General features: G+C 75.6%; 24 protein-coding genes. 12 read left to right on the top strand and 12 right to left on the bottom strand.

Annotated elements, in window-relative coordinates; genetic code table 11:
- Window positions 1–20: 20 nt before the first annotated feature.
- Entirely contained in the window at window positions 21–2,165 is a 2,145-nt protein-coding gene (locus tag GC089_RS08720) for a SpoIIE family protein phosphatase (RefSeq protein WP_155377367.1), read from the bottom strand.
- A gap of 126 nt (window positions 2,166–2,291) precedes the next feature.
- On the opposite strand from GC089_RS08720, the gene GC089_RS08725 reads away from it, so the two are divergent.
- Together GC089_RS08725 and GC089_RS08730 are read left to right on the top strand one after the other, a co-directional pair.
- A complete protein-coding gene (locus tag GC089_RS08725; RefSeq protein ID WP_196250872.1) occupies window positions 2,292–2,756 on the top strand; it encodes a VOC family protein in 465 nt (154 codons plus the stop codon).
- A 46-nt stretch (window positions 2,757–2,802) separates the two neighbouring features.
- Complete coding sequence (locus tag GC089_RS08730) at window positions 2,803–4,194, top strand: UTP--glucose-1-phosphate uridylyltransferase (protein ID WP_155377369.1); 1,392 nt, start codon at window positions 2,803–2,805, stop codon at window positions 4,192–4,194.
- Between the two features lie 76 nt (window positions 4,195–4,270).
- Here GC089_RS08730 and GC089_RS08735 read toward each other — a convergent pair whose 3' ends face one another.
- The gene (locus GC089_RS08735) at window positions 4,271–4,417 is read right to left on the bottom strand and encodes a hypothetical protein (RefSeq protein WP_155377370.1); all 147 of its coding nucleotides are present in this window, start codon (window positions 4,415–4,417) and stop codon (window positions 4,271–4,273) included.
- Between the two features lie 159 nt (window positions 4,418–4,576).
- Between GC089_RS08735 and GC089_RS08740 the strand changes: the two genes are divergently transcribed.
- The 4 genes from GC089_RS08740 to GC089_RS08755 all read left to right on the top strand — a co-directional run bounded on the left by GC089_RS08740 (window position 4,577) and on the right by GC089_RS08755 (window position 6,341).
- On the top strand, window positions 4,577–4,789 hold the full coding sequence (locus GC089_RS08740) for a hypothetical protein (RefSeq protein ID WP_155377371.1): 213 nt from the start codon (window positions 4,577–4,579) through the stop codon (window positions 4,787–4,789).
- 88 nt (window positions 4,790–4,877) lie between these two features.
- On the top strand, window positions 4,878–5,393 hold the full coding sequence (locus GC089_RS08745) for an RNA polymerase sigma factor (RefSeq protein WP_155377372.1): 516 nt from the start codon (window positions 4,878–4,880) through the stop codon (window positions 5,391–5,393).
- Window positions 5,390–6,031: a methylated-DNA--[protein]-cysteine S-methyltransferase gene (locus GC089_RS08750; RefSeq protein ID WP_155377373.1), complete on the top strand. Its 642-nt coding sequence runs from the start codon at window positions 5,390–5,392 to the stop codon at window positions 6,029–6,031. The genes GC089_RS08745 and GC089_RS08750 overlap by 4 nt, the downstream gene beginning before the upstream one ends.
- Window positions 6,032–6,041: 10 nt before the next feature.
- Window positions 6,042–6,341, top strand: coding sequence for a DUF2277 domain-containing protein (locus GC089_RS08755; RefSeq protein ID WP_155377374.1), 300 nt, complete (start codon window positions 6,042–6,044; stop codon window positions 6,339–6,341).
- A gap of 110 nt (window positions 6,342–6,451) precedes the next feature.
- Here the strand turns inward: GC089_RS08755 and GC089_RS08760 are convergent, their stop codons facing one another.
- From GC089_RS08760 to GC089_RS08770, 3 genes are all read right to left on the bottom strand, one after another.
- The gene (locus GC089_RS08760; protein ID WP_230685160.1) at window positions 6,452–6,778 is read right to left on the bottom strand and encodes a hypothetical protein; all 327 of its coding nucleotides are present in this window, start codon (window positions 6,776–6,778) and stop codon (window positions 6,452–6,454) included.
- Window positions 6,779–6,783: 5 nt separating this feature from the next.
- A complete protein-coding gene (gene mqo, locus GC089_RS08765; protein WP_255449054.1) occupies window positions 6,784–8,274 on the bottom strand; it encodes a malate dehydrogenase (quinone) in 1,491 nt (496 codons plus the stop codon).
- Window positions 8,275–8,424: 150 nt separating this feature from the next.
- Window positions 8,425–11,214, bottom strand: a complete 2,790-nt coding sequence (locus GC089_RS08770; protein ID WP_155377375.1) for a cellulose-binding domain-containing protein — start codon at window positions 11,212–11,214, stop codon at window positions 8,425–8,427.
- 261 nt (window positions 11,215–11,475) lie between these two features.
- Here GC089_RS08770 and GC089_RS08775 point away from each other — a divergent pair, with 261 nt between their 5' ends.
- Window positions 11,476–11,688: a hypothetical protein gene (locus GC089_RS08775; protein WP_155377376.1), complete on the top strand. Its 213-nt coding sequence runs from the start codon at window positions 11,476–11,478 to the stop codon at window positions 11,686–11,688.
- Window positions 11,689–11,752: 64 nt separating this feature from the next.
- Here GC089_RS08775 and GC089_RS08780 read toward each other — a convergent pair whose 3' ends face one another.
- The 3 genes from GC089_RS08780 to ligD all read right to left on the bottom strand — a co-directional run bounded on the left by GC089_RS08780 (window position 11,753) and on the right by ligD (window position 14,520).
- Window positions 11,753–12,934: an App1 family protein gene (locus tag GC089_RS08780; protein WP_155377377.1), complete on the bottom strand. Its 1,182-nt coding sequence runs from the start codon at window positions 12,932–12,934 to the stop codon at window positions 11,753–11,755.
- A complete protein-coding gene (locus tag GC089_RS08785; RefSeq protein WP_155377378.1) occupies window positions 12,931–13,515 on the bottom strand; it encodes a Dps family protein in 585 nt (194 codons plus the stop codon). Before GC089_RS08785 ends, GC089_RS08780 begins: the two co-directional genes overlap by 4 nt.
- 123 nt (window positions 13,516–13,638) lie before the next feature.
- On the bottom strand, window positions 13,639–14,520 hold the full coding sequence (gene ligD, locus GC089_RS08790) for a non-homologous end-joining DNA ligase (protein WP_155377379.1): 882 nt from the start codon (window positions 14,518–14,520) through the stop codon (window positions 13,639–13,641).
- A gap of 144 nt (window positions 14,521–14,664) precedes the next feature.
- On the opposite strand from ligD, the gene GC089_RS08795 reads away from it, so the two are divergent.
- The 3 genes from GC089_RS08795 to GC089_RS08805 all read left to right on the top strand — a co-directional run bounded on the left by GC089_RS08795 (window position 14,665) and on the right by GC089_RS08805 (window position 17,155).
- On the top strand, window positions 14,665–15,636 hold the full coding sequence (locus GC089_RS08795) for a Ku protein (protein ID WP_155377380.1): 972 nt from the start codon (window positions 14,665–14,667) through the stop codon (window positions 15,634–15,636).
- Window positions 15,633–16,688, top strand: coding sequence for a PHP domain-containing protein (locus GC089_RS08800; RefSeq protein ID WP_155377381.1), 1,056 nt, complete (start codon window positions 15,633–15,635; stop codon window positions 16,686–16,688). Before GC089_RS08795 ends, GC089_RS08800 begins: the two co-directional genes overlap by 4 nt.
- 185 nt (window positions 16,689–16,873) lie before the next feature.
- A complete protein-coding gene (locus GC089_RS08805) occupies window positions 16,874–17,155 on the top strand; it encodes an HU family DNA-binding protein (protein WP_155377382.1) in 282 nt (93 codons plus the stop codon).
- Window positions 17,156–17,209: 54 nt separating this feature from the next.
- On the opposite strand, the gene GC089_RS08810 is transcribed toward GC089_RS08805, so the two are convergent.
- The gene (locus tag GC089_RS08810) at window positions 17,210–17,764 is read right to left on the bottom strand and encodes a DUF6328 family protein (RefSeq protein ID WP_255449055.1); all 555 of its coding nucleotides are present in this window, start codon (window positions 17,762–17,764) and stop codon (window positions 17,210–17,212) included.
- A gap of 183 nt (window positions 17,765–17,947) precedes the next feature.
- On the opposite strand from GC089_RS08810, the gene GC089_RS08815 reads away from it, so the two are divergent.
- The gene (locus GC089_RS08815; RefSeq protein ID WP_230685161.1) at window positions 17,948–19,000 is read left to right on the top strand and encodes a low specificity L-threonine aldolase; all 1,053 of its coding nucleotides are present in this window, start codon (window positions 17,948–17,950) and stop codon (window positions 18,998–19,000) included.
- A gap of 150 nt (window positions 19,001–19,150) precedes the next feature.
- On the opposite strand, the gene GC089_RS08820 is transcribed toward GC089_RS08815, so the two are convergent.
- On the bottom strand, window positions 19,151–21,019 hold the full coding sequence (locus GC089_RS08820; protein WP_155377384.1) for a glycoside hydrolase family 6 protein: 1,869 nt from the start codon (window positions 21,017–21,019) through the stop codon (window positions 19,151–19,153).
- A gap of 196 nt (window positions 21,020–21,215) precedes the next feature.
- The gene (locus GC089_RS08825) at window positions 21,216–22,205 is read right to left on the bottom strand and encodes a LacI family DNA-binding transcriptional regulator (RefSeq protein WP_230685162.1); all 990 of its coding nucleotides are present in this window, start codon (window positions 22,203–22,205) and stop codon (window positions 21,216–21,218) included.
- 178 nt (window positions 22,206–22,383) lie between these two features.
- Here GC089_RS08825 and GC089_RS08830 point away from each other — a divergent pair, with 178 nt between their 5' ends.
- Window positions 22,384–25,065 carry a substrate-binding domain-containing protein gene (locus tag GC089_RS08830; RefSeq protein ID WP_155377386.1) on the top strand — a complete coding sequence of 894 codons (2,682 nt, stop codon included), beginning with the start codon at window positions 22,384–22,386 and terminating at the stop codon, window positions 25,063–25,065.
- Window positions 25,066–25,184: 119 nt separating this feature from the next.
- On the opposite strand, the gene GC089_RS08835 is transcribed toward GC089_RS08830, so the two are convergent.
- Entirely contained in the window at window positions 25,185–26,960 is a 1,776-nt protein-coding gene (locus GC089_RS08835; protein ID WP_155377387.1) for a DEAD/DEAH box helicase, read from the bottom strand.
- Between the last annotated feature and the right edge of the window lie 32 nt (window positions 26,961–26,992).

Below are 26,992 nucleotides of genomic sequence, written 5' to 3' on the forward strand. Positions count from 1 at the left end.
GACGCCTGTCAGGGCCCGCGTCAGGCGGTGCCGGTGCCCGGCCCGGCCTGCGCGGCGGGGTCCGTGAGCAGGTCCTCCGGCATCCGCTCGGGGCCTGCGCCCGCCGGGCGCGGACGGTCCTCCGGGTGGGCGCGCACGGCCAGCAGCGCGACGTCGTCCTCGCTGCCCTGCGCGAGGTCGTCCACCAGCCGGTCGCACAGCTCCTCGAGCGGGAGGGCCCCGAGCTGCTCGGCGTGCGCGCGCAGGCGCTCGAGCCCCACGCCCAGCCGCTCGCCGCGCCGCTCGACCAGGCCGTCGGTGTACAGCACGACCGTCGACCCGGGGGCGAGCGGCACGACGTGGTCGCGCCGCTCGACGTGCGCACGCAGCCCGAGGAGCAGGTTGCCGGGCCGGCGCAGCAGCTCCGCGCGTCCGTCCGGGTGCAGCAGCAGGGGAGGCAGGTGCCCGGCGTTCGACCAGCGCAGTCGGCGCAGACCCTCGGCGGCGAGCTCCGGCGTCTGCTCGACCTTCGCGAGCACCGCGGTGGTGAGCGCGCCGACCGCGAGGTCCCGCATGGCCCAGTCGAGCGCCGACAGGATCCCTGCCGGAGGCTGCACGATCGCGTGCGCACCTCCGCGCAGCACGTTGCGGATCTGCGCCATCGCGACCGCGGCGCGCAGGTCGTGGCCGGTCACGTCGCCGATGACCAGGCACGTGCTGCCGTCGCGCACGAGGAACGCGTCGTACCAGTCCCCGCCGATCTGCGTGGCTGTCGCGGCGGGCAGGTAGCGGGCCGCGAGCTCGAGGTGGTCCGGCTCCGGCAGCGCGGTGAGGAGGCTGCGCTGCAGCTCCTCGGCGAGGTCGCGGCGGGCGGCGTGCAGGTGCGCGTTGTCGAGCGCGAGGCCGATCTGCGCCATCACCTCGCGCAGGGACCGCAGCTCCGCCCCGGTGAACTCCCCGCGCCGCTCGCTGCGGCCCAGCGTCAGCAGCCCGCGCACGTGCCCGCGCCCGCGCAGCGGCACGACGACCCGCGCGTGCGGGGCCAGCCGCGCGAGCGCGTCCTGCGCGGGCCCCGCCTCGACGACCTCGCCGGGCTGCGGCACCCCGGTCGCGATGACCCGGCGGCCGCCCGCGAGCGCCTGCGCGACCAGGGAGGTGCGGGTGAGCGCGGCGACCCGTGTCTCGCGGTACCGGTCGAGCACGGGCTGCATCGCGGGGTCGGCGTGCAGGGCGGCGACGTCGTGCAGGCGCTGCTGCCAGGGGCCGTGCCCCTCGTCGAGAACGCTCGCGATCGCGAAGTCCGCGACGGACGGCACGAGGTGGGGCAGGACCGCCTCGAGCGCCGCGACCGGGTCGAGCACCTCGACGAGCTCGGACGCCACGGACGCGACGAGCTCGGAGCGCGCCCGTGCCTGCTGCGCCGCGTCGAGCGCCCGGCGACGCTCCGTGACGTCGGTGAAGTAGGCGGCGACGCCCCCGCGCTCCGGCACGGCGCGCACCTCGAACCACGACTCGAGCGGTGCCGGGTACCACGCGTCGAACACCGCGGGCACGTGCGTGCGCGCCACCTGGCGGTACTCCTGCTCGAACACCGTCCCCGACACTCCCGGGAAGACCTCCCAGATGACCCGGCCGAGCAGGTGCTGCCGCGCGACGCCGATGATCCGCTCGGCCTCGGCGTTGACGTGGCCGAAGCGCCAGCGGGCGTCGAGCCAGTAGTACCCGACGGTCATGTCCTCGAGGATCTGGTGGACCCGCTCCTCGCCGACCCGCAGCTCGGTGACGTCGGTCACGACGCCGACGACCTCCGTCGCGACGCCGTCGGGTCCGGCCACGGCTCGTCCTCGGGCCACGAGCCAGCGGGTGGTGCCGTCGGGCCGGCGCACGCGCAGCTCGGCCTGGTAGGGGCCGCACGTCGCGACGGCCTCGCGCACCGCGGCACGGACGCCCGGCAGGTCCTCGGCCTGCACGCGTGCCTCGAGCGCGTCGATCGTGCCGTCGAAGGTCGCCGCGTCGTACCCGAAGACGTCGAGCAGGGCGTCGTCCCAGTGCAGGGCCCGCGCGCGCAGGTCCCACCGGAACGCCCCGAGGCCGCCGGCGCGCGCCGCGACGTCGAGCAGCGCGAGCCGCTCGGCCGCGCCGAGCGGTGCGGGCGGGTCGTCCTCGACCCGGACCGGATCCTGCATCGCGTCCCCTCCCCGACGGCGGCACGGACCCGTCGTGCACCGATCCTGCCCCCGCCGGCCGCTCCGGCGCACCGTCACGGCGTCGCCGCGCCGTGCGTGTCGGTGCCGGCGGGCACGATGGCCCGCATGACGGCGCACGCGCACGGCCTCCACCACACGATCGACTACGTCGAGATCCCCGTCACCGACCTCGCGGCGGCCCGTGCGTTCTACGCGGCCGCTTTCGGCTGGTCGTTCGTCGGGTACGGCGACGCCTACGCGGGCATCCGCACCGCCGCCGAGCGGGGAACCGACGAGGCCGGCGGTCTCGCGCTCGTCGAGCGGGACGGCCCTGTGGTCGGAGGGCCGCTCGTGCTCGTCTGCTCGGACGACCTGGAGGCCACGGCGGCGGCCGTGGTGGCCGCCGGGGGCGGGTCGTGCAGGGGCCGTACGCGTTCCCCGGCGGACGCCGGTTCCACCTGCTCGACCCCGCGGGGAACGAGCTGGGCGTGTGGTCCCCGCGCTGACGCCGACCGCGCCCGTCGACCACCAACCGGAGGCGAACGGCCGCGGTCGGCGGGGCTCCTGCGCGGTGACCATGCGGTGCCGTGACACGGGTCACCGCACGTGCGCACCGCCACGTGCCTAGAGTCGGTGCATGAGCGCCGACGGACTCGCCCGTGCCCAGCAGAAGATGCGCGACGCCGGGGTGCCCGGTACCGCGATCGACGTGTTCACCCGGTTCTACGGGCTCCTCGAGTCCGGACGTACCGGGATGATCCCCGAGGCGGAGGTCGCCCCGCTGGGGGAGGTGCCGCACCTCGACCGGCTCGAGGTCGACGCCGAGGCGGGCGCGCAGGCGCTCGCGCAGACGGTGGTGCTCAAGCTGAACGGCGGCCTCGGCACGTCGATGGGGATGGACCGCGCGAAGTCGCTGCTGCCCGTGCGCGGCGACCGCACGTTCCTCGACCTCATCGCGGGCCAGGTGCTGGCGGCGCGGGCCGCCACGGGCGCGCGGCTGCCCCTCGTGCTCATGAACAGCTTCCGCACCCGGGACGACAGCCTCGCCGCCCTGGCCGCGCACCCCGAGCTCGCGGTCGACGGGGTGCCGCTGGACTTCCTGCAGAACCGCGAGCCCAAGCTGCGCGCCGACGACCTCACGCCCGTCGAGTGGCCGGCCGACCCGTCCCTCGAGTGGTGCCCGCCGGGCCACGGCGACCTGTACACCGCGCTGCGCGCGTCGGGCGTCCTGGACGCGCTGCTCGAGGCCGGGTTCCGGTACGCCGCCGTGTCGAACTCCGACAACCTCGGCGCGACCCCGGACGCGCGCATCGCCGGATGGTTCGCCGCCTCGGGTGCGCCGTTCGCCGCGGAGGTGGCGCGCCGCACGCCGGCCGACCGCAAGGGCGGCCACCTCGTCGTCCGCCGCTCCGACGGCCGCATCGTGCTCCGCGAGTCCGCGCAGACGCCGAAGGAGGACGCGGAGGCGGCCGGGGACATCGGCACGCACCGCTACTTCAACACGAACAACCTGTGGCTGGACCTGCGCGCCCTCGCCGCGGAGCTCGACCGCACGGGCGGGGTGCTCGACCTGCCCCTCATCCGCAACGAGAAGACCGTGGACCCGACCGACAAGTCGTCGACGAAGGTCGTCCAGATCGAGTCCGCGATGGGCGCGGCCATCGAGGTGTTCGACGGGGCGGCCGTCCTCGAGGTGGGCCGTGAGCGCTTCCTGCCGGTGAAGACCACGAACGACCTGCTCGTGCTCCGCTCGGACGTGTACGACGTCGACGAGGCGGACCGCCTGGTCGCGCAGGTCGACGCGCCGTTCGTCGACCTGGACCCGGAGCACTACGCCACCGTGGCCGCGTTCGACCGGCGCACGGCGAACGTGCCGTCGCTGCGGGAGGCGACGTCGCTGCGCGTGCGTGGCGACTGGACCTTCGGCGCGGGTGCGCGCGTGGTCGGCGACGCGGTCCTCTCTCCCGCCGACGGGCCGGCGACCGTGCCGGCGGGCGCGACCGTCGGGCCGGACGGCGTCACGGTCTGAGGCCCCGGCGGCCGCGCGACGACGGCCCCGGCACCCTGCGGTGCCGGGGCCGTCGTCGCGTGGGTCCGGTGGCCCGTCAGCCGACCTCGGGGGCCGCGTCCGGGTCCTCCTCCGGCTCGAGCGTGTTGGGCTCGCCGCCCGCGCCGGCGCCCACGCCGGTGTCGGACAGCTCGTCGGCGGTCGTGCCGTCGCCGCTCGTGCGGCCCTCGTCGGTCTCGCTCATCGCGTCCTCCTGCGGCTCTGCGCCGGCCGGCGGCCGGTGTGGGTGTGGCCAGCCTGCGGCGGACGGGGGTGCGCCGCAACGCGGGCGCGGGGCCTGCCGGGGCGCGGCGTGCGCGGCCCTCGGGTGGCGGGTGCGCCGCGCCGCGACGAGGGTGGGGCCATGAGCGAGGACACCGTCCACCCGGCCCAGCAGCGTCCCGAGACGCAGGACCCCGAGAACCAGCCGTTGCCCGGCAGCACGGAGTCGGAGCAGCAGCCGTCGCCCGGTGACACCCAGGACCAGCCGGTGCGCCGCATCTACCCGTCGGACCCGACGGGGCAGGACCCGGACCCCACCGCGCACGACCCGCTGCCCGACGACCCGCGGGCCTGATCCGCCGGCGCGGCGCCGGCCGCGCCCGCCGACCTCACACCCGCCGACCTCACACCCGCGGGCCGCGGTACGTCTGCACACTGTGGGCATGGACCGGCCGTTCGAGCAGGTGGTGCGCGCGCACGGCGCGACCGTGCTGCGCGTGTGCCGCGCGCTGCTCGGCGCGCACGACGCCGAGGACGCGTGGTCCGACACCTTCCTCGCCGCCCTGCGCGCGTGGCCGACCCTCCCGCCCGACGTGAACCTCGAGGCGTGGCTCGTGACGGTCGCGCGGCGCAAGGCGCTCGACGAGCTGCGTCGCCGCGGGCGGCACGCGGTGCCCGTCGACCCGTCGGACGGTCCCACGGGCACGCCGCTGGTCGCCGAGCTGCCCGCGCCCGGCGGGCGCGACCTGGACCTGTGGGCCGCGCTCGGGACGCTGCCGGACAAGCAGCGCCGTGTCGTCGTGCTCCACCACATCGGCGGTCTGCCGTACGCCGAGGTGGCCGACGTGGTCGGCGGCTCGGACGCGGCGGCCCGCCGCGCCGCGTCCGACGGCGTCGCGGCCCTGCGCCGCTCCTACGCCGCGGCGTCCGCCGAGGGGGAGAGGGGAGGACGGCCATGAGCGCGGTCACGGGGTCGGACGCGAGGACAGGCGCGGGGGCGGACGCGCACGGTGAGCTGCGCCGCCTGCACGCCCGGCTGGTCGAGGACGCGCAGCGCCACGGGCTGCTCGACGTCGCGTACCGCGTCGTCGACTCGCCCGTCGGGCGGCTGCTGGTCGCGGCGGGGGAGCGGGGCGTGCTGCGGGTCGCGTTCGCGGTGCAGGACCACGACGCGGCGCTGGCCGAGCTCGCCGCGCGCGTCAGCCCGCGCGTGCTCGAGGGCGGCGCCCGGCTCGACCCGGTGCTGCGCCAGCTGGACGAGTACTTCGCGGGACGGCGGCGCACGTTCGACGTGCCGCTCGACCTGCGGCTGCTGACGGGGTTCCGGCGCGAGGTCGTGCAGACGCTGCCGCGCGTGCCGTACGGGGCCACCGCGTCGTACGCGGCGGTCGCCGCGCTGGCCGGCCGGCCGGCCGCCGTGCGCGCGGTGGGGACGGCGTGCGCCCGCAACCCCGTGCCGCTGCTGCTGCCCTGCCACCGCGTCGTGCGCTCCGACGGGTCGCCCGGCGGGTACGCGGGCGGGGCGACGGCGAAGGCGGCGCTGCTCGCGCTCGAGCGGGCGTCGGCACCCTCGCGTCCCGACGGCGCGCAGGCGTAGCGTCGCCGGTATGTGCCGCAACATCACGACCCTGCGCGGCCTGGAGCCGCACGCCACCGACCACGAGATCGAGGCCGCCGCCCGTCAGTACGTCCGCAAGGTGACGGGTGTGCAGCAGCTCTCGGACGCGACGCGCGAGCCGTTCGAGCGCGCGGTCGCGGAGATCACCGCGATCACGGCCCGGCTGCTCGACGAGCTGCCGGAGCGGCGCCGTCCGCCGGCGACCGTCCCGCCGTTGCGCCGTCCGGAGGTGCAGGCGCGGATCGCCGCGCGCGAGGCGGCGACGTCCGGCGCCTCCTCGACGTCGTAGCCGCAGGGGTGCGGCGGCCCGTCGTGGCCCGTCGCTCACGTGCGCACGGGTGCCGGCACCCCGGCGTGCACCGCGGCGCCGCCGGGCGACGTGCTCGGGCCGGCCGAGGGTCAGGACGTGGCCGGGCCGGGCGGGAACGGCACGAGCCGCGGGATCCCGTCAGGGGCGACCGCCGCGAGCGCGAGGAAGCGCGCCTCCGCCCGGTGGAGGCGGATGTGCTCGTCGAGCGACCAGCCCGGCCCGTTCGTCAGGGTCATGCCGCAGGCGCACCCGATCGTCACGCTGCCGTCCGCCTCCACCCGCACCTGTCCCACCGTGGTGTGGTCGGTGAAGGCGCGGACCTTCGCGTGCCGCATGGGCGCGCTGACGGGGACGACCGGCAGGTCGCCGTCGGTGTCGCGCCCGTCGAGGGGGGCGAGGTCCTGGGCGTCGGGCACGACGCTCAGTGTCCGCTCGTGACGGTCCCGTCGTCGACCAGCTGGTCGAGCTCGAACGCGGTGTCCCAGTCCTCGCTGCCGAGGCTCGGCATCATCCGCTGGAGCTGGGGCAGCCACTCCTCCGAGCGGTCCGGGAAGCAGCGCTGCAGCAGGTCGAGCATCGTCGCGACGGCCGTCGACGCACCCGGGGAGGCACCGAGCAGGCCGGCGATCGAGCCGTCGGCCGAGGCCACGAGCTCGGTGCCGAACTCGAGCACGCCGCCACCCTTGCCGCGCTTGATGACCTGGACGCGCTGACCGGCGGTGATGAGCTCCCAGTCGCGCAGGTCCGCCGTCGGCATGTAGGCGCGCAGCGAGCGCAGGCGCTGGGTGTCCGACGCCGTCACCTCGCGGACCAGGTACGTGACCAGGTCGAGGTTGCGCAGTCCGACCGCGAGCATCGGGACGAGGTTGCCGGGCCGGATCGAGCGGACCAGGTCGCCCCAGGAGCCCTGCTTGAGGAACTTCATGCTCCACCCGGCGTACGGCCCGAACATCAGGGCCCGGCCGCCGTCGACGACGCGGGCGTCGAGGTGGGGCACCGACATGGGCGGCGCGCCGATCGCGGCCTTGCCGTAGACCTTGGCCTCGTGCTGCGCGACGAGCTCGGGCTTCGTCGTGCGCAGGAACTGGCCGCTGATCGGGAAGCCGGCGTAGCCGCGGATCTCCTTGATGCGCGAGCGCTGCAGCAGGTGCAGCGCACCGCCGCCGGCACCGACGAAGACGAAGCGGGCCGTGCGGGTGCGCCTGCCGCCGCCGTTCCAGCGCCGGTCCGCCACGCGCACGCGCCACAGCCCGTCGCGGCGGCGGCGCAGGCCGACGACCTCGCTCTGCGTGTGCAGCGTCGCCCCGCGTGCGACCGCGTCGTCGAGCATGGCCCGGGTCAGCGACCCGAAGTCGACGTCGGTGCCCGAGGTGGCGCGCGTGGCCGCGATCGGCTCGTCGTCCTCGCGGCCCTGGACCAGCAGCGGCGCCCAGGAGGCGATCGTCGCGCGGTCGGTGCTCAGCTCCATGTCGGCGAACAGCCGGTGGCTGCGCAGCGCCTCGTGGCGCCGGCGCAGGTACTCGACGTCCTTCGCGCCGCGCACGAACGTCATGTGGGGCGTGTGCGTGACGGCGTTCTCGGCACCCGGCAGGCGGCCGGCGGCGGCCAGGTGCGACCACAGCTCGCGCGAGAGCTCGAACTGCTCGTTGATCTTCACGGCCTTGCTGATGTCGACCGTGCCGTCGGCCTTCTGCGGCGTGTAGTTGAGCTCGCAGAGCGCGGCGTGCCCCGTGCCCGCGTTGTTCCACGCGTTCGAGCTCTCCTGCGCCGGCCCGTCGAGCCGCTCGTGGATCTCGATGCGCCACGTGGGCTCGAGCGTGGTGAGGAGCGCGGCGAGGGTCGCGCTCATGATGCCGCCCCCGACCAGGAGGACGTCGACGTCGGCGGTCGTCTCGTGGGCACGCGTGGTCACCTCGCGATGTTAGGTCGACGTCGAGAGGTGTCCTGCACTCAGGGAATGTGACCTTGGTCTCGTGCGGGCGGCGTCCGCCCGCGGTAGGGCGCACGGCGGCGCCGGACGGGTCCGCCCCGTCCGGCGCCGTGCGTCCCCGGCCGGTGCGCGTCAGCCGGTGGTGCAGGGGGAGCCGTTCACCGTGACGCCGGTGGGCGCGGTGACGGTGCCCGTGTGCGAGCCGTTGAAGCCGAGGTCCACCGACGCGCCCGGCGCGAGCGTGCCGTTCCAGGCGGCGTTCGTGGCCGTCAGCGTCTGGCCGGACTGCGACCACTGCGCGCTCCAGCCCTGCTGCAGCGCCTGACCCGCACCCAGGGTGAGGCGCAGGGTCCAGCCGGACAGCGCCGTGGTGCCGGTGTTGGTCAGCCGGACCGACGCGGTGTAGCCGCTGTTCCAGCTGTTCGCCGTCCAGCGGACCGCGCACGCCGACGGCCCGCTCGTCACCGTGGGCGTCGCGGTGGGCGTCGCCGTCGGCGTGCCCGTCGGCGTGACCGTCGGCGTCGAGGTGGGCGTCACGGTCGGCGTCGACGTCGGCGTGGCGGTGGGCGTGGGCGTCGGGGTGGGCGTCGGGGTGGGGACAAACCCGTCGGACTCGCCCACCACGACGCCGCGCCCGTTGGTCCCGACGTAGACCCGGCCGAACACGTCGGGGTCGCCCGTGATGACGGAGCCGGTCCAGGCGTACTGGTGCTCGTCGTCGTTGATGCGGACCCACGTGGCCCCCGCGTCGGTGGACCGGAAGAACCCGCGCACGCCCTGGTACCTCGACGTGGTGTAGATCGCCGGGTAGGAGGCACCGGGAGCGGCCTTGCCGAACCCGACGGCGCCGCCGTCCTCGAAGCCGGGCAGCTTCGTGAACGTCGCGCCCGCGTCCGTCGAGCGCCACAGGCCCGTCTCGGCCGCGAGCCAGACGTGCCCGCGCTGCCCCGGCACCGCACCGAAGCGCACGTTGCCGGTGGTCGGGAAGCCGGTCTCGAGGGAGGGGGAGAACGTCGCGCCGCCGTCCCGGGAGACGAGGAAGCGGCCGTCGGCGACGGCGTAGAACGTCTGCGGGTCGACCCGGTCGGACTCGACGCGCGCCCCCGCGGGTACGCCCTGCGACGGCGTCCAGGACGAGCCGAGCGTCGTGGAGCGGTGCACGCCCGCCCCCGCGGGGCTCCAGACGATCGTGCTGCCGTCGGCCGACATCGCCACGGTCCCGCCGCCCGTCACCCCGGCGGGCTGCTGACCGGCCCACCACGAGGACCCCGACGACGTCGAGACGCCGATGTGCGACTCCACCGTCCCGTCGACCGCCTGGCCGACCCGCACCATGGTGGCCGGCTTCGCCTCCGCGAAGTCGACGCCCGTCGTGGAGCCGAAGTACGGCGAGGTGTACATCTGGTCCGGCACGCGCCGGATGTCGGTGTGCACGAACCCGCCGATGTCGCCGAGCCCGGACAGCAGCTCGACCGGCCCCGGGGGAGCGGCGAGGTCGAGCACGGCGGTCTCCTCGATGCCCTGGGCGCGCACGCGGATGTCGACCTTCCCGCCGCGGTCCCACGCCGTGAGGTTGTCCGTGCCGTACACGGTCGCGCCCGTGCCGTAGAGCGCCCGGTCGGAGTCGAACGGGTCGATCTCGAACGACTCCGTCATCCAGCCGAGCTTGACGAGCGGCTCGCCGACGGGGGCGGACGTCTTGCCGAACGTGAGCCACGGCGCGCCGGAGATGTCGAGGGTGTACCGCTCCGTCCTGCCGGGGTACCCGTCCCAGTCCCAGATCCGCGACCACGTCGCGCCGCGGTCGGTGCTGCGGAACACGACGATGTCGGGCCACCACGACATCTGGGTCGTCACCATGATCGTGTCGGGGTCCTGCCGGTCGATCGTGAGACCGGAGTAGCCGAAGTAGTTGTCCGTCGAGGAGGACGGGACCGGCGAGACGTTCGCCCACGCGCCCGTGGTCGTGTCGAGGCGCCACACGTCGCCGTGGCCACCGTCGTAGGGGCCGCCGGTGTCGCTCGTCGCGATGTACAGCTGCTTGCCGACGTGGTCGTACACGCCCTTGTGGGGGAGGAACCCCGTGGGCTGACCGGGCACGCGCTGCCACGTGGCGCCGGCGTCGGTGGACCGGTAGACGTTGTTCTCCTTGTCGGCGACGCCGACGTAGATCGTCCGGGTGGGGCTGCCGGTGGTGCCGCTCGTCGGGTCGAACGTCACCCACACGACGCCCTGGTTGCTCGTGAGGTAGTCGTTGTCGGACGTGGGGTCCTGCGCGTAGTTCCCGGGGTTGGGGAACGAGGCGACCTTGCCCCAGGTCGCGCCGCTGTCGGTGGAGCGCCACAGCCCGTTGCCGCTCTCGGTGCCGAGGTAGAGGACCCGGTTGTCGTTGGGGTCGACCTGGAGGCGCTCGCCCATGCCGCGGCCGGGCATGTTGCCGCCGACCTTGAACGGCAGCATGGTGCGCTGCCACGTCTCGCCGCGGTCCGAGGAGCGCAGGACGGCGCCGTCCTGCGGGTCCCACGAGTTCGTGTAGGTGCCGACGGCCGCGTACACGTTGTCCGGGTCGACGGGATCGGTGGCGATCGACAGGACGCCCGAGTGGGACCAGTCGTCCCACCCGACGTGGTCGAGCAGGGGCACCCACCGGCGCGTCGCGGGGTCGAGCCGGTAGGCGCCGCCGATGTCGGTGCGCGCGTACACCACGTCGCGGTGCCGCTGGTTGAACACGATGCCGGGGACGAACCCGCCGCCGACGATCTCGACGTTGCCCCACGCGTAGCCGTCGGCGGCCGCGGCGGCCGGCACGGTTCCGGCGGCGGGAGCCGACCCGGCGGCGGCCGCCGGTGCGAGCACCCCGGCGGCGAGCGCGGCGATCGCACCGGCCGCGGCGAGGGGGGCGATGAGGGGTGGGACGCGCATCCGCTGCACTCCTTCGTGGCGAGGCGGGGTGGGCCCGGGGCTCGTGCCCGGGCGCCGTCGTCGCCCCCGTGCTGCGAGCGGGTCCGGCGGCCGCGACGCTATCGATGCGCTTCGACGGCGGGCAGGCGACGAAGCGTTTCAGCCCCGCCCGAGCGGCGTCGGCGTTCGGCGCGCGCACCACACCGGGACGCGGTCGTGCGCGCCCGTCGACGCGCCGTCGCAGCGGGTGCGGCACACCCCGGCGAAGCGGTACAAACGATCATGGCCCACAACCGCACGCGCGACCTCGCCTCCGACCCCGCCGCCCAGCGCCTGGCGGACCGGCAGCCCTCCGACGCCGACCTGGACGGCACCGACACCCGCTCGGGCGGCGACCCGACGCGCGGGCCCCGCTCCCTGCAGGCCTCCGAGCGTGAGGGCGGCGACGAGGCGATCAGCAGCAGCGAGGACTGGGACGACCCCCAGCGCCTGTGACGCGGCGCCCGGCACGCGACGGCCCCGGCGACCACGCGGTCGCCGGGGCCGGTCGCTCCGTGCGTCAGCCGCCGGGCACGAGCCCCCGCTCGTGCGCCTGCGCGAGCAGCTCGTCCCCGTCGGCGCCCTGCAGCACCTCCAGGCCCGGCCGGTCGGCCGCCGCCTCGGCCTGCTCCGTCTGGGGCGTCGCCGCGGGCAGACCGTGCGAGAGCACGTGCTCGGCCGCCGTCAGCTGGCGGATCAGCACCGCCTCCACCCGGTCGCGGTGGTGCTCCACCGCCCCGGCGTAGATCTCCGGGTCGTGCTGCCCGTCGTCGCCGACGAGCAGCCAGCGCACCTGCGGCAGCTCGGCGAACAGCCGCCGCAGCTGCGTCACCTTGTGCTGCTGCCCGCTGCGGAACAGGCCCGTGTTCGTCGGGCCCCAGTCGGTGAGCAGCATCGGGCCCGCCGGGTAGTCGTGCCGCCGCAGGAACCGCCCGATCGCCGGGGCCGCGTTCCAGGCACCGGTCGACAGGTAGACGACGGGACGCTCCTCGTGCCCCCGGCGCAGCTCGCGGTACAGCCGCGACATGCCGGGCACCGCCTCGCGCGCGTTCTCGTGCCGCACCAGCGTGTTCCACGCGGCGACGAGCGGACGCGGCAGGCGCGTGACCATCACCGTGTCGTCGATGTCGCTCACGATGCCGACCGTCGGCTCCGCGCCCACGACGAGGACGGGCGCCACGGCCTGCGCACCGTCGGCCGACCGGAGCGTGACCTCGTGCCAGCCGGGCGGCAGGTCGGACGGGACGACCGCGTCCAGGTAGCCGCCGCGGTCGGTCTCGAGCACGTGCGTGGCGGACCCGACCTGCACCTCCAGGCGTGCCCCGGTGACCGGTGCCGTGAGGAACGAGCGCCAGCCCCGCACCGGCGCCGCCGGGCGCTCCTCGCCCGTCTGCGCCGCCGCACCGGCGTCCGGCAGGTCCTCACCCGTCACCGCGGGGGCGGCGAGCAGGGTCCGGGCGAGCACCCGCACCCAGCCCTGCGACCCGTACCCCGCGTAGCCGACGATCCGCACCGTCCAGCCGCGCCGGCGCAGCAGCCGGGCGACGCCGGCGTCGAGCCGGTCCTCGATGCGCGCGGCGAGGTGCGGGCGCGGCCGGGCGACGCCGTCGAGGTCGCGCGCGGCGCCGCGCCCCGTGCGCAGCCCGTCCCCCTCGGCGGTGCCGGCGGGGACGGGCGTGGTGGGGGTGGGGGACGGGCTCACCGGTGCGCGTCGTCCGACGGGTCGCCGGCCTCGGCGAGCGCCGCCGCGTCCCGCTCGGTGTGCGCCCCGGCGTTCGTCAGGTCCCCACCGGCGTTCTCGAGGTGCGCGCGCACGAACCAGTGGAACAGCTCGAGCTCGTGCAGGTGCCCCACGAGCAGGTCGTTCGTGACGGTGTCCAGCTCCTCGGTCGCCTCGGCGGCCGCCCGGTGGTCGGTGATGACGCCGACGTACACCTCGTCGAGCGCGCCGAGGTGGGCCGTGGTCGTGGCGCGGCCGATGCTGTAGTCGTCCCAGGTGCGCGCGGCGACGATCGCGCCGGGTGTGCCCTGCGGCGAGACACCCAGGGTCGCGATCCGCTCCGCCGTCGCGTCGACCATGGCGCGCACGGCGTCGACCTGCGGGTCGAGCATCTCGTGCACGGCGATGAAGTGCGGGCCGACGACGTTCCAGTGGATGTGCTTGAGCGTGAGCTGCAGGTCGTTCAGCGCGTGCAGACGCCCCTGGAGGATCTCGGCCACCCGGGCGCCGTCCTCCGGCGTGAGCGACGGCACGGTGTACTTCGGCAGGTCGGCAGCAGCCATGACCACTCCTTCGATGTCGGCTGCCGGACCCGGCGGCCCGGCGCTGCGTCCACGCTGCCAGCCTGCGTGGAGGTGCGCCACAGGAGCGGCGCGGCCTGCCCCGCGGGGCTGCGACCTGCGACGTCACCGGTCGAAGGGGTCGCCGTCCTCGTCCAGCCGGCGCACCGCCTCCGCGGCCGTGAGCTGCGTGAGCCCCGGCTCGATCTCCTCCCACCGGCGCGGCACGGCGGCCGTCGGACGCTCGCGCCCGCGCAGCGACCAGGGCGCGATGGTCGTCTTGGCGGGGTGGTTCTGCGACCAGTCGATGAGGACGCGGCCGGGCCGCGCGTCCTTGCGCATGACGGACACCACGAGGGCCGGCTCGTCGCGGGCGACGGCCTGCGCGAGCCCACGGGCGTAGGTGCGCACGTCGTGCGGCGCACGGGGCCGGGGGAGCGGCGCGTACAGCTGCAGCCCCTTGCTGCCGGACGTCACGGGCACCGTGCGGGTCAGGCCGTCGGCCGCGAGCCGGTCCGCGACGAGGTGCGCCACGCGCACGCACGCGTCGAGGCCGGCACCGGGCCCGGGGTCGAGGTCGACGACGAGGCGGTCGGCGTCGCGCACGCCGCCGCGGGGGCCGACGGTCCACTGCGGCGTGTGCAGCTCGAGCGCACCCTGGTTGGCGGCCCACACGAGGCCGGCGAGGTCCTCGAGCACCGGCAGGTCGAGCACCGTCCCGTCCTCGTCCCCGCCCGGGGAGGCCGGGACGCGGTGGTGCCGCAGCCAGGCGGGCGCACCCCGGGGCACGTTCTTCTCGAAGAACCGCTCCCCGCCCGTGCCCTCGGGCCAGCGGATGCGGGTCACGGGCCGGTCCGCGAGCTGGCGCAGCAGCGCCGGCGCGACCCGCACGTAGTAGTCGAGGACCTCCGCCTTCGTGGTGCCCGACGCGGGGTACATGACCTTCTCGAGGTGGGTCAGGCGCACCGGCCGACCGCCGACGTCGACCGTCTGCCGGTCGGCGCTCACGGCTCTGACCTGCGCTCAGGGGTGGCGGGCACGGGGTGCACGGGTCCATCCTGCCCGTGGACGGTGCGGCGGGCCGGACGACGGCACGCCGCCCGGCGCCGTGGCCTCTGCCCGGCGCGCGGCGAGGACGACGGGAGGCGGACGGTGCGCGCGATCTGGAAGGGTGCGGTGGCGTTCGGCCTGGTGAACGTGCCGGTCAAGCTCTACGCCGCCACCGGGGAGCACGAGGTGCGCCTGCACCAGGTGCACCGGGAGGACGGCGGCCGCATCCGCTACAAGAAGGTGTGCAGCATCGACGGGGAGACCGTCGAGTGGGGCGACATCGCCAAGGGGTACGAGACGGACTCCGGCGAGCTCGTCGTGCTCACCGACGAGGACTTCGACAACCTGCCGCTGTCCACGGAGCGCGAGATCGAGGTGCTCGAGTTCGTCCCGGCCGAGCAGGTCGACCCGATCCTGCTGCAGAAGACGTACTACCTCGAGCCCGAGAAGACGGCCGCGAAGCCGTACGCCCTGCTGCGCGGTGCGCTCGAGCAGACCGACCGGATGGCCGTCGTCAAGGTCGCGCTGCGCCAGCGCGAGACCATGGCGGTGCTGCGCGTGCGGGACAAGGTCATCGTCCTGCAGACGCTCCTGTGGCCCGACGAGGTGCGAGCGGCGGACTTCCCCGTGCTCGACACCGAGGTGCAGGTGCGCCCGCAGGAGCTGACGATGGCGAGCTCGCTCGTCGAGTCGCTCGCCGCCGACTTCGACCCGTCGCAGTACACCGACGCGTACGTGACGGCGCTCGAGGACCTCATCCAGCAGAAGGTCTCCTCGGGCCAGACGCAGGCCCCCGCGGCCGCGGAGGAGGAGCGCGAGGAGGGCGCCGGGGAGGTCGTCGACCTGCTCGCGGCGCTGCAGCGCAGCGTCGAGAAGGCCCGCAGCGCCCGCGGCGAGGCGTCGCAGGACGCCCCGGCGGCGAAGAAGTCCGCGAGCCGCGCGTCGCGCTCCGGCGGGGACGACGACGAGGAGGCGCCCGCCCCGAAGCGACGCTCCCGCGCGAAGGCGGGGGACACGGGCGGTGACGACGGCGGCAAGGCCCCGGCGAAGCGGACGCGCAAGAAGGCCTCGTGACGGCACGCGAGGACCGTGACCGCGCCGTCGCGACGCTGCGGCGCATCGCGTTCCTCCTCGAGCGCGCCATGGCGAGCAGCTACCGGCCCGCCGCGTACCGTGCCGCCGCCCGCACCGTGGAGCGTCAGGAGCCCGACCGGCTGCACGCGCTCGCCGCGGCGGGCGCGCTCACCGACCTGCCGCACGTCGGCGCCCGCACCGCGGACGTCGTCGCGCGCGCCCTCGCCGGGCAGCCCGTCGCCGTGCTCGACGACCTCGAGCGCGGGGCGGCCGCCGAGGACGCCGCGGCCCCCGACGACGCCGCCTCGGCCCTGCTCGCGGCGCTGCGGGGCGACATGCACGCGCACACCGACGCGAGCGACGGCGCGACCCCGGTGCAGGAGATGGTCCTCGCCGCCCTCGAGCTCGGGCACGACTGGCTCGCGATCACCGACCACTCGCCGCGGCTGACGGTCGCCCACGGCCTGTCCGCGGAGCGGCTGCGCGCGCAGACGGCCCAGGTCGCCGCCCTGCGACGGGTGGTCGCCCCGTTCGACGTCCTCACGGGCATCGAGTGCGACGTGCTCGAGGACGGGTCGCTGGACCAGGACCCCGACCTGCTGGACGAGCTCGACGTCGTCGTGGCCTCCGTGCACTCCAAGCTGCGCATGGACCGGGCGACGATGACCCGCCGCATGCTCGCCGCGGTCCGCAACCCCCGCACCGACGTCCTCGGGCACTGCACGGGCAGGCGGCTCACCGGACGGGAGCGGCCACCGAGCGAGTTCGACGCCGAGGCCGTGTTCGCCGCGTGCGCGGAGCACGGCGTCGCCGTCGAGATCAACTCCCGGCCGGACCGGCTCGACCCGCCGCACGCCCTGCTCGAGGTCGCCGTCGCGGCCGGGTGCGAGTTCGCGATCGACTCCGACGCGCACGCACCGGGCCAGCTGGCGTGGCTGCGCGCCGGGTGCGAGCGGGCCGTCGCGCACGGCATCGGCCCCGACAGGGTCGTGACGACGCGCTCCGCGCAGGAGGTGCGCGAGCGCGGACGACGGGCCGCCGCGGCCCGGTGACGACGGGGCGCGCCCCCCGGTACGTCCCCCGCAGGCGTGCCGCCGACGCGCCGCCCGCGCGCCGCGGTCACGCACTGCCCGGCGCGCCGCTAGTGTCGAGGGCCGTGCGCCCGGTCGATCCCGTGGCGCACGCCCGGTCCGTCGTCCGGACCGGGCAGCGATCCGACCCCCAAGGAGCACCTGACGTGAGCGTCAACCGCACCGAGCTCGTCCAGGCCGTCGCCGAGAAGGCGGGCCTGAGCAACGCCGAGGCCGACAAGGCCCTCAAGGCCTTCCAGGAGGTGCTCGTCGAGAAGCTCGCCGCCGGCGAGGACGTGACGATCTCCGGCTTCCTCTCGGTCGCGCGTGCCGAGCGTGCCGCGCGCACCGGTGTGAACCCGCAGACGGGCGAGAAGCTCGAGATCCCCGCCGGTCACCGCGTGAAGCTCACCGCGGGCAGCGCCCTCAAGCGCGCCGTCCAGGGCTGAGCCAGGACGCGGGCCCCCGACCGGTGACGGTCGGGGGCCCGCGTGCGTCCGGGGTCAGACCGGCCCGGCCTCCTGGTCGGCCGCGGCGCGGCGCGCGATGAGGCGAGGCAGCACGAGCCACGCGACCGCGATCACCACGAGCAGCGCGCCCCCCACCACCCAGCCCGCCGTGCGGGAGACGACGACGTCGAACAGCAGCATGGTGACGCCCGCGAGCGTCAGCGCGAGCGCGACGAGGCCTGCCCGCGCGAACGTGTGCCCGGCGTCGACCAGCTGGGGCTTCAGCCGGCGCCGGAAGAGCAGGCGGTGCAGGCTCACCGGCGCCACGAAGAGGATCGTCGCGAGCGCGGACAGGAGCACCAGGGCGAGGTACGTGACGCGCTGGTAGTCGTCGAGCTCGTCGAACCGGTACTGGAACGGCACGGTGAGGAGGAACCCGGTGAGGATCTGCGCGCCCGTCTGGGTGACGCGCAGCTCCTGCAGCAGCTCGTTCCAGTTGCGGTCCATGCGCTCGATGTACGTCTCGTTGCGACCGTCGTCGCGGGGCGCGGGCTGCGGTGCCGGTGCGTCCGGCGGGGTGGCACGCGTACTGCCTGCGGGACCGGTCATGGTCGTCGCGCCTCCTCCTGGTCCAGGGCTGCACGGATCATGCCGGTCCCCGGGCCCGCGCGCACGACGGCGACGGGTGCGTCGCCGGTCCGGACCACGTTCGGGTGCCGGCTTCCGGTCCGCGCACGTGACCAGCGGGCACGCGGGCCGGAGCACGCGTCCGCGTGGGTGAGACTGAGGGACGTGAGCACCCCGCACGCCCCCCGCCACTTCGCCTCCGACAACTACGCCGGCGCCCACCCGGAGGTCCTCGAGGCCCTCGCCGCCGCGAACGTCGGGCACGCACCCGCCTACGGCGACGACCCGCACACCGCCCACCTGCAGGACGTCGTCCGCGCGCACTTCGGCGCCGCGGCCGTGGCGTACCCGGTCTTCAACGGCACCGGTGCGAACGTCGTGGCCCTGCAGGCCATGCTGCCGCGCTGGGGGGCCGTGATCTGCTCCGCGAACGCCCACGTGAACACGGACGAGAACGCCGCGCCCGAGCGCGTCGGCGGCCTGAAGCTGCTGACCGTCCCCACCCCCGACGGCCGGCTGACGCCGGAGCTCGTCGCGCGGCAGGCGCACGGCTTCGGCGACGTGCACCGCGCGCAGCCCGGCGTCGTGTCGCTCACGCAGTCCACCGAGCTCGGCACGGTCTACCGCCCCGAGGACGTCCGTGCGCTCGTCGAGCAGGCGCACGCGCTCGGCATGCGCGTGCACGTCGACGGCGCGCGGCTGTCCAACGCCGCCGCGCGCCTGGGGCTGCCGCTGCGGGCGTTCACGACCGACGTCGGCGTCGACGTCGTCTCGCTCGGCGGGACCAAGAACGGCCTGCTGTTCGGCGAGGCGGTCGTGGTGCTGGACCCGGCCGCCGTCGACGGCGTCGGCTACCTGCGCAAGTCCGGCATGCAGCTCGCGTCCAAGATGCGCTTCGTGTCCGCCCAGCTCGTCGCGCTGTACGAGGGCGACCTGTGGCTGCGGTCGGCCTCCCACGCGAACGCGATGGCCGACCGGCTGCGCGCGGGGGTCGACGCGCTCGGCCTCGACGTCACGCTGCCCACCGAGGCGAACGCCGTGTTCGTGCGTCTGCCGGCCGACGTGGCGGCGGCCCTGCGTCGACGGTGGCGGTTCTACGACTGGGACCCGACCGACGGGACGGTCCGGCTCATGTGCGCCTTCGACACCCGCCCCGAGGACGTGGACGAGCTGCTGGCGGCGCTGGGCGAGGCGCTGGCGGTCCGCTCGGGGGCCTGAGCGCTGCGCCGCCCGCCTGGGCGCCGGCGCAGCCCCGCGGCGCCGGCGGGCGGGCGCCGACCACGAACGTGCGAGGGGGCCCTCCCGGAACGTGTCCGGGAGGGCCCCGCGGTGGTCGTCCGACGCCGCTGCGTCAGACGTCCGGGTCGATCAGGCCGTGGTGCAGGGCGAGCCGTTCAGCGTGAAGCCGGTCGGCGTGCCCGCCTGGCCGCTGTGCGAGCCGTTGAACCCGACCTCGACCGAGGCCCCCGCGGCGAGCGTGCCGTTCCAGGCGGCGTTCGTCACGGTCACGGTCTGGCCGGACTGCGCCCACGTCGCGCTCCAGCCCTGCTGGACCGAGCTGCCGTTCGGGAGCGTGAACCGCAGCGTCCAGCCGGACAGTGCCGACCTTCCGGTGTTGGTCAGCCGCACGGACGCGGTGAACCCGGTGTTCCAGCTGTTGGCCGTGTACCGCACGGAGCAGGAGGCCGGGCCGGAGGTCGCCGTGGGCGTCGGCGTCGCGGTGGCCGTGGGCGTGACGGTCGGGGTGACCGTCGGCGTCACGGTGGGCGTGACCGTCGGCGTCACGGTCGGCGTGACCGTGGGCGTCGGGTTCGGCGTCGAGCCGCTCGTCGGGATCGCGGGGTGCGCGTTGGCGACGAGGGTCCGGAACTGGGCCTCGAACCACTGGCCGGCCAGCGGTGCGTCCGGCGTGGCACCGGTGAGCTGGTTCGCCAGCTTCGGCGACACGAAGGTCGGGTCGCACATCCGGTCGAAGCTCTTGCCCTGGTCGTTCGGGATCTCCTTCGACGCGCCGTCCGACTCGCCCGGGGGCTTGATCCAGACGTAGGCGTCGAGGTGGGAGGCCGCCGGGGCGCTCGACGGCGTCGCCTGCGGGAGCTCGCCGATGCCGGCCCCGAGCGGGTTGCACCACGCGCCGCGGTGCACGCGGCGGTCGATGCGGGACTGGTCGACGTAGGTGTCGAGCGAGGTGCTCGTCGACGCGGCGGTGGGCCGGTTCGGGCCGCCCCAGCCGTTGCGCGAGGTGTCGATGAGCATGCCGGTGCTCGCCGGGAAGCCCTCGGCGACGAGCAGGCGGTGCAGGTGCGCCGTCCACGCCAGCTCACCGAAGTCGGGGTTCCACTCGTAGAACTTGGCGGCCTTGACCGGCTGCCCGCCGACCTGCTGGTCGGGGTTCGTGAGGAACGGCTCGGCCAGCGGCGTGGTGTTCGCCGTGTTCGTGACGAAGCCGTCGACGGACGCGAAGCCCTTCTTGGTCGTCCGCGCGACCTCGGCGAACAGCTTGGCCGCGGGGCCGGCGTTCGAGTCCCAGCCGAGCCAGCCGGAGTGCGCCGCGTCGATGTACGTGTAGACGTTGTCCAGCGTTTTGAGCTCGTCGAGCGCGTACTTGACGCCCTCGCGGTAGTAGGGCGCCGACTGCTGGCACTTCTGCTCGGAGATGTTCGTGATCAGGTTCGGCAGCGAGTCGGGCTCGATCGTCGCGGCGATCCGGATGTCCTGGTACTTCGGGTCGGACAGCAGGTCGACGATGGGGTCGATGTACTCGGTCTTGTACCGCGCCAGGCCCGCGTCGGTCGCGGGCAGCTCGCCGTTGGACGCGAGCGCGAAGCAGTCACGGCCGGGCAGGTTGTAGATGACCAGGTTGAAGACGAGCGGCGTGCTGCCGGTCTTCTGCTTGAGCGCCTCGTCGAGGTGGAACTTCAGGCCGTTGCCGTCCGCGTTGCCGGTGATGGCGCTGATGCGGTCCATCCACACGGCCGTCGGCTGCTTGGCCACCGTGCGCATCCGGGCGGCCAGCGTGGCGTCGCCGGCGCGCGTGGCAGCGCTCTCAACGCTCGCGGCCCAGGTCGGGTTCACGTACTGCCTGGCACCCGCGTACGGGTTGTCGACGTGCGGCTCGGCCGCCGTGGCGGTGGTGCCCGCCAGCGTCAGCGGCACCGCGACGAGCGCCGTTGCCGTCGCCGCGGTCGCGACGGCGCGCAGGCGCCGTCCGACCGTCCTCTTGCCGTGTGTGGACACGTGTGTCCTCCGGTTGTCGATCGGCGCACCCCGCCCTCGGCGGCAGGGTGCGGGCCGCCGCGGGGAGTCCACGACGACTGCCGTGGAATCCATCACGCGCCCCCACCGGCGGGGACCTGCACGAATTGTTTAGGCAGGTCCCCGTTACCGAATCGTTACCACACCCGTGCGCCGTGCCGGAGGGCGTCGCCGCAGGTCAGCGCGATCTCGGGCCGGTGCTGCCCCGCACGGCGAGCCCCCCGACGGCGATGTGCGGGGCCGGCAGCGTGCGTCCGTCCAGCACCTGGAGCACGGCGTGCCCCACCGCCGTCCCGAGCTCGGACTGGACCGTCGGCAGCGCCGTGATCGACGGTGTCGCGAGGCGGCACAACGGCGAGTCGGTCAGGGCCACCACCGAGACGTCCCAGGGGACGGCCAGCCCCGTGCGACGCGCCACGTCCAGCGCCGCGACGGCCATGTGGTCGGTGTCGAACACCAGCGCGGTGGGCGGACGTCCGCCGGTCAGCAGCCGGCGGCAGGCGGCAGCGGCACCCTCGGGCGTGCCCGCGGTCGCCTCGTGCGCGAGCACACCACCCCCGGCCGCGACGGCCTGGCCGAGCCCAGCGACGCGGGTCCGCGTGCGCTGCAGCGCGTCGGGGCCGGTCACGACCGCCACCTGGCGGTGCCCGAGCTCGATGAGGTAGCGCCCGACACGGGCGGTCGCCTCGTCGTCGTCCACCCCCACCGTCGCCATCTCGCCGCTCGGCTCGGCGCAGGAGACGACGACCGACGGGATGCGCAGCCGCCGCAGCGCGTCCAACCGGGGGTCCTCCGTGCGCACGTCGGTGACGACCATGACGTCGAAGCGCCGTTCGGCCCACCACTCGCCGTAGAGCGCGACGGCGGCCGCCAGGTCGTCGACGACCTGGAGCACGAGCGCCAGACCCCGGGTGCGCAGCACGTCCTGGAGCGGCACCACGAGCTCGAGCACGTCCGCGCCGTACCCGACCGGTCCCGTCAGCGTGCGGTCGAGGACGAGCCCCACCGCCCGCGGGCCGCTGCGCATCGAGCGCGCCGCGGCGCTCGGTCGCCAGCCGAACTCGTCGGCGACGCGCAGGACGCGCTCGCGCGTCGCCGCGCTGACGCCGGGGCGTCCGTTGAGGGCGTAGGAGACCACCGCGATCGAGACGCCGGCGGCGCGCGCCACGTCCGTGATCGTCGGGCGACGGGTCGCCGGGCCGGGGACGACGGGCTGCGCGCCGGTCGCCGGAGATACGGCGTCTTTGCCGTTGTCATGTGCAGGAGTGACCACGATCGCCTAGTCTTGCGCCCGATGTGGGTAGATCGCATCAACTCGGCTCCGACGGTGTAGGCGAGGTAGCTCCATGGTCACTGCCCGGCGCGGGGTCCCCGCCACGGTCCGTCGGACGATCGGCGTCCTGTCCCCGGTCGTCGGCGGGTTCTACTTCGGCGCCCTCATCGCGGGCGTGGCACGTGCGGCGCGCGGCGCAGGCCACCGGGTGGTGGCCGTCCAGACCTATCCCGCGGGGCTCGACCGCGAGCGGTACCCGGACGAGTCCGTCCTCGACACCCCGGTCGCGCTCGGCGCGGTCGACGGCCTCGTGGTGGTCGGGAAGTCGTTGAGCCAGGAGCGCCTCGCCGCGGTGCGCGAGTGGGGCGTGCCCGTGGTCCTCGTGAGCGAGGACCCCGTCCACCCGGACGACCCGGTGGTGGTGCCGGACAACCCGGGCGGCGTGCGTGAGGCCGTGGAGCACCTGCTCTGGCACGGGCACACGGCGATCGGGTTCCTCGGCAACCTGTCGCAGCGCGACATGCGCGAGCGGTTCGCCGCGTACCGGGCGACGCTCGCGGAGCACGGCATCGAGTCGGACGAGTCGTGGTGGTACGAGGCGTCCGACAACCAGGAGCAGGGCGGCGTGGACGCCGCGGCCCGCATGCTCGCGGCGGGCACCCCGACGACGGCCGTCGTCGCCGCGACGGACCGCAACGCGGTCGGGTTCCAGCGGGCCCTGCGCTCGCACGGTCTCGTGCTGCCCCGCGACCAGGCCGTCGTCGCGTTCGACCACGCGGACTCCGGTGCGCGCGTCAGCCCGCGGCTGTCCACGGTCGACGCGCACTTCGGCCGCGTGGGGGAGCAGGCGGTGCACCTGCTGCTCGCCCGCATGCGCGGTGAGGAGGTCGCGCCCGGCGAGCACCGCGTCGCCTCGACGCTCGTGGTCCGCGAGTCCTGTGGCTGCACCGACGTGACGTCGCCCGCCGTCGCGGGCGTGGGCGACGAGGGCACGGCCGGTGCCGACCTCGTGCGGCGCCTCGCCGACTCCGCCTTCGCCGGCCCGGCGGGGACCGCGTCCGCCCGCCGCTCGGGCCCCGACGCGCGCGAGGCCTGGTGGCGGGCCGTGGTCGAGCCCGTGGACGCGGCCGCCGAGCGCGGGGTCGCCCCGGCGCCGGCCGCCCTCGGCCGGCTCGCCGACCTGACGGCCGCCCTCCAGCCCCACCCCGAGGCGCTCGAGCAGACCGTCACGGTCCTGCGAGCGGTCGAGTGCCGGCAGGTGGAAGCGCTCTCCGAGGCGCGCGCACAGCACGCGCCCGCGGTACGCCGTGCGGTCACCGACGTGCTGCTCGCGGTCACCAAGGGCTGCACCCGCGCCATGCTGGCGCGCAGCGGACAGCTCGAGCGCACGATCGTCGACCAGTACGAGGTCGACATGGACCTGCTGCGCGGCGACGGCGCGAGCCCGCGGGCCCTGGGGTGGCTGCCGCGCGGCGTGCGCGGCCACGCCTGCCTCGGCCTGTGGGTCGGCTCCGACCGGGGGCCGGGGGACCGCGAGATGGAGATCGTGGGCGTGCACGACACGACCGGCACGCTCTCGCGGCTCGTGGGCGTGCGGACGACCGCCAGCCAGTTCCCGCCCGCGGCCCTGACGCGCGCGGGCACCGTCGGCTCGAACGAGCTGACGTTCGTCGTGCCGGTGACGTTCGGCGGCAGCGACTGGGGCCTGCTCGCCATCGACGGCGTCGTGGAGACCCGGTCGACCCAGCCCCGCGACCGGTTCAACCACTGGGCCGCGCTGCTCGCCGTCGCGCTCGACCAGGAGCGGCTCCTGGCGTCCCTGCGCGAGCAGCGCAAGGCGCTCGAGCAGGCCGCCGCGCGCGAGCGCGCTCTCGCGGACACGGTGCGCGAGAGCGAGGAGCGGTACGCGCTCGCCTCGATGGCGGCGCACGACGGCACCTGGGACTGGGACGTCTCCGCGGGCACCGTGTACTACTCGCCGCGCTGGAAGCAGACGCTCGGCTACGCCGACGACGTCATCGGCGACCAGCCCGCCGAGTGGCTCGAGCGCGTCCACCCGGCGGACCGGGACGAGCTGTCCGCGGCGATCGCGGCCCAGCTCGCCGGGTGCGGCACGCCGCTGGAGCTCGAGCACCGGGTCCGCACGTGCTCCGGCGACTACCGCTGGATGCTCTGCCGGGCCGTCACGGTCCTCGACGACGCCGGCTGCCCCGCCCGCCTGGTGGGCACCCTCGTCGACGTCACGGAGCGCAAGGAGGCCGAGATGGCCCTCCAGCGCGACGCGCTGCACGACCCCGAGACCGGGCTCGTCAACCGCCTGCTCTTCCTCGACCGCCTGGGCGCCGCGCTGCTGCGCACGCGGCGGTCCCCGGCGTACGACTGCGCGCTCGCGCTCGTGCGCGTCGTCGAGCCCACCCCGACGGCCGTGCGCGAGGCCGCCGAGGTCGCCCCGGACGTGCACCGCGAGGTCGTGCGGCAGCTGCGCCGGCCTCTGCGCGAGGGCGACACGACCGCGCGCATCGGCGAGGACGACTTCGCGGTCCTCGTCGACGACGTGGGTGCGGGCGGCATGCCGCAGCGCCTGGCCGAGCTGCTCGAGCGGCTCCGGCGCGACATCGGGCCGCGCATCGCGATCGGCGTGCTCGGCAGCATCCGCGGCATGCGGGACGCCGCCGACGTGCTGCGCGAGGCGGACATCGTGCTGCTGCGCGAGCAGACCCGGCAGGACCCGCTGCGAGGTCCCGTGCTGCGCTGAGCCGGCTGCGCTGAGCCGGGTGTACTGCGCTGGGCCCCGTGCGCCGGCGGGGGCCCCGACGTGGCGACGGCCCGGCACCCCCCCAGGGGTACCGGGCCGTCGCGGTGCGTCGGGGACCGTCAGACGTGCGCCCGGCGCACCTTCTCGCCGCGGCTGGGGTGCCGGTCGGCGCGGGGGCCGGTGTCGACCCGGATCCGCAGCGGGCGCCCCGCCACGCGGGCGCGCCCGATGCGGTCGACCGCCTCGGGCGACAGGCCCGCCGGGATGTCGACCAGGGCGAACGTGTGGAAGATGTCGATCCGCCCGACGTCGGAGCCCTGCAGCCCGCCCTCGCCGGTCAGGGCACCGACGAGCTGCCCCGCCTGCACGCCGTCGCGGTGGCCCACGGCGACCCGGTAGCGCGGCCGCCCGCTGGGACCGCCGGTCGTCGCGCGACGGCGACCCGCCGTGCCGTGACCGGCCCCCGCCGTGCGCCCGTCGTCGGGCGTCTCTCGGGCGCGGCGCACCGCGTCGTCGAGGTCGTCGCCGTCGCCCGTGCGCGGCGCCGGGCCCTCGTCGCCGACCGCGAGTGCCGCGACCGCGGCGAGCAGGTCGGTCACGTCGACCTCGGGATGCTCGGCCAGGTGCGCACCGACGGCCTCGCGGTACAGCTCCAGACGGCCGGCGGCCAGGCGCTCGGGCGTGCGCGCCAGGAGGCGGGCGACCCGGTGCGCCGACACCTCGGCCGGGGACGGGATGGTCGTCTCGACCAGGGGGGTGCGGGTCGTCCGCTCGATCTGGCGCAGCTTGCCGCGCTCGTTCGGCGTGACGAAGGTCAGCGCGGCACCCGTGCGACCGGCGCGCCCCGTGCGGCCGATGCGGTGCACGTAGGTCTCCGCCTCGCGCGGGACGTCCATGTTGACGACGAGCCCGATCCGCTCGACGTCGAGACCGCGGGCCGCCACGTCGGTGGCGACGAGCACGTCGAGCGCGCCCGTGCGCAGCCGCTCGACGATGCGCTCCCGGTCCGCCTGGGCGACGTCGCCGGAGATGTGCGCCGCGGCGATCTGGCGCTGCACGAGCAGGTTCCCGACCTCCTCCGCCGCCTCGCGCGTGCGCACGAAGACGATGGCGGCGTCGGCGTCGCTCACCGCGAGGACGCGCGCGAGCGCGCCCGCCTTGTGCCGGTGCGGCACCACGGCGTACTGCTGCGTGATCGCCGTGACCGTGGACGACTGGCGGGCGACCGCCACCTCGACCGGGTCGCTCAGGTGCTGGTCGGCCACGCGGCGGATGGGTGCCGGCATGGTGGCCGAGAACAGCGCGACCTGCCGACCCGCGGGCGTCTGCGACAGCACGCGCTCGACGTCCTCCGCGAAGCCCATGCGCAGCATCTCGTCGGCCTCGTCCAGCACGAGGAAGCGCACGTCCTGCAGCTTCAGCGTGCCGCGGTCCAGGTGGTCGATGACGCGGCCGGGCGTGCCGACGACGACCTGGGCGCCGCGCGCGAGCGCGCGCTGCTGCGGCAGGTAGGGGGAGCCGCCGTAGACGGGGACGACCTGCAGCCCCTCGCGGTGCCGGGCGAACGACGTGATGGCGTCCGCCACCTGCATCGCGAGCTCGCGCGTCGGGGTCAGCACGACCGCCTGGACGGCCGGGACCGACGGGTCGACCCGCTGGAGGAGGGGCAGACCGAAGGCCGCGGTCTTGCCGGTGCCGGTCTGCGCGACGCCGACGACGTCGCGGCCGGCGAGCAGCGCCGGCACCGTGCGCGCCTGGACGGGCGTGGGGGCCGTGAAACCGAGGTCGGTGACCGCGGCGAGGAGCTCGGGGGACAGACCGAGGTCGGCGAACGAGCCGGCCGCAGCGGGAGCGGCGTCGTCGGTGGAGGGCAGGGGGGAGTGCAGCAGCGTCACAGAGGGGACCGTTCGGTCGGAGGTGGGGGAGA

Source organism: Cellulomonas sp. JZ18, from assembly GCF_009720485.1.
In the GTDB taxonomy this organism is placed as follows: domain Bacteria; phylum Actinomycetota; class Actinomycetes; order Actinomycetales; family Cellulomonadaceae; genus Cellulomonas.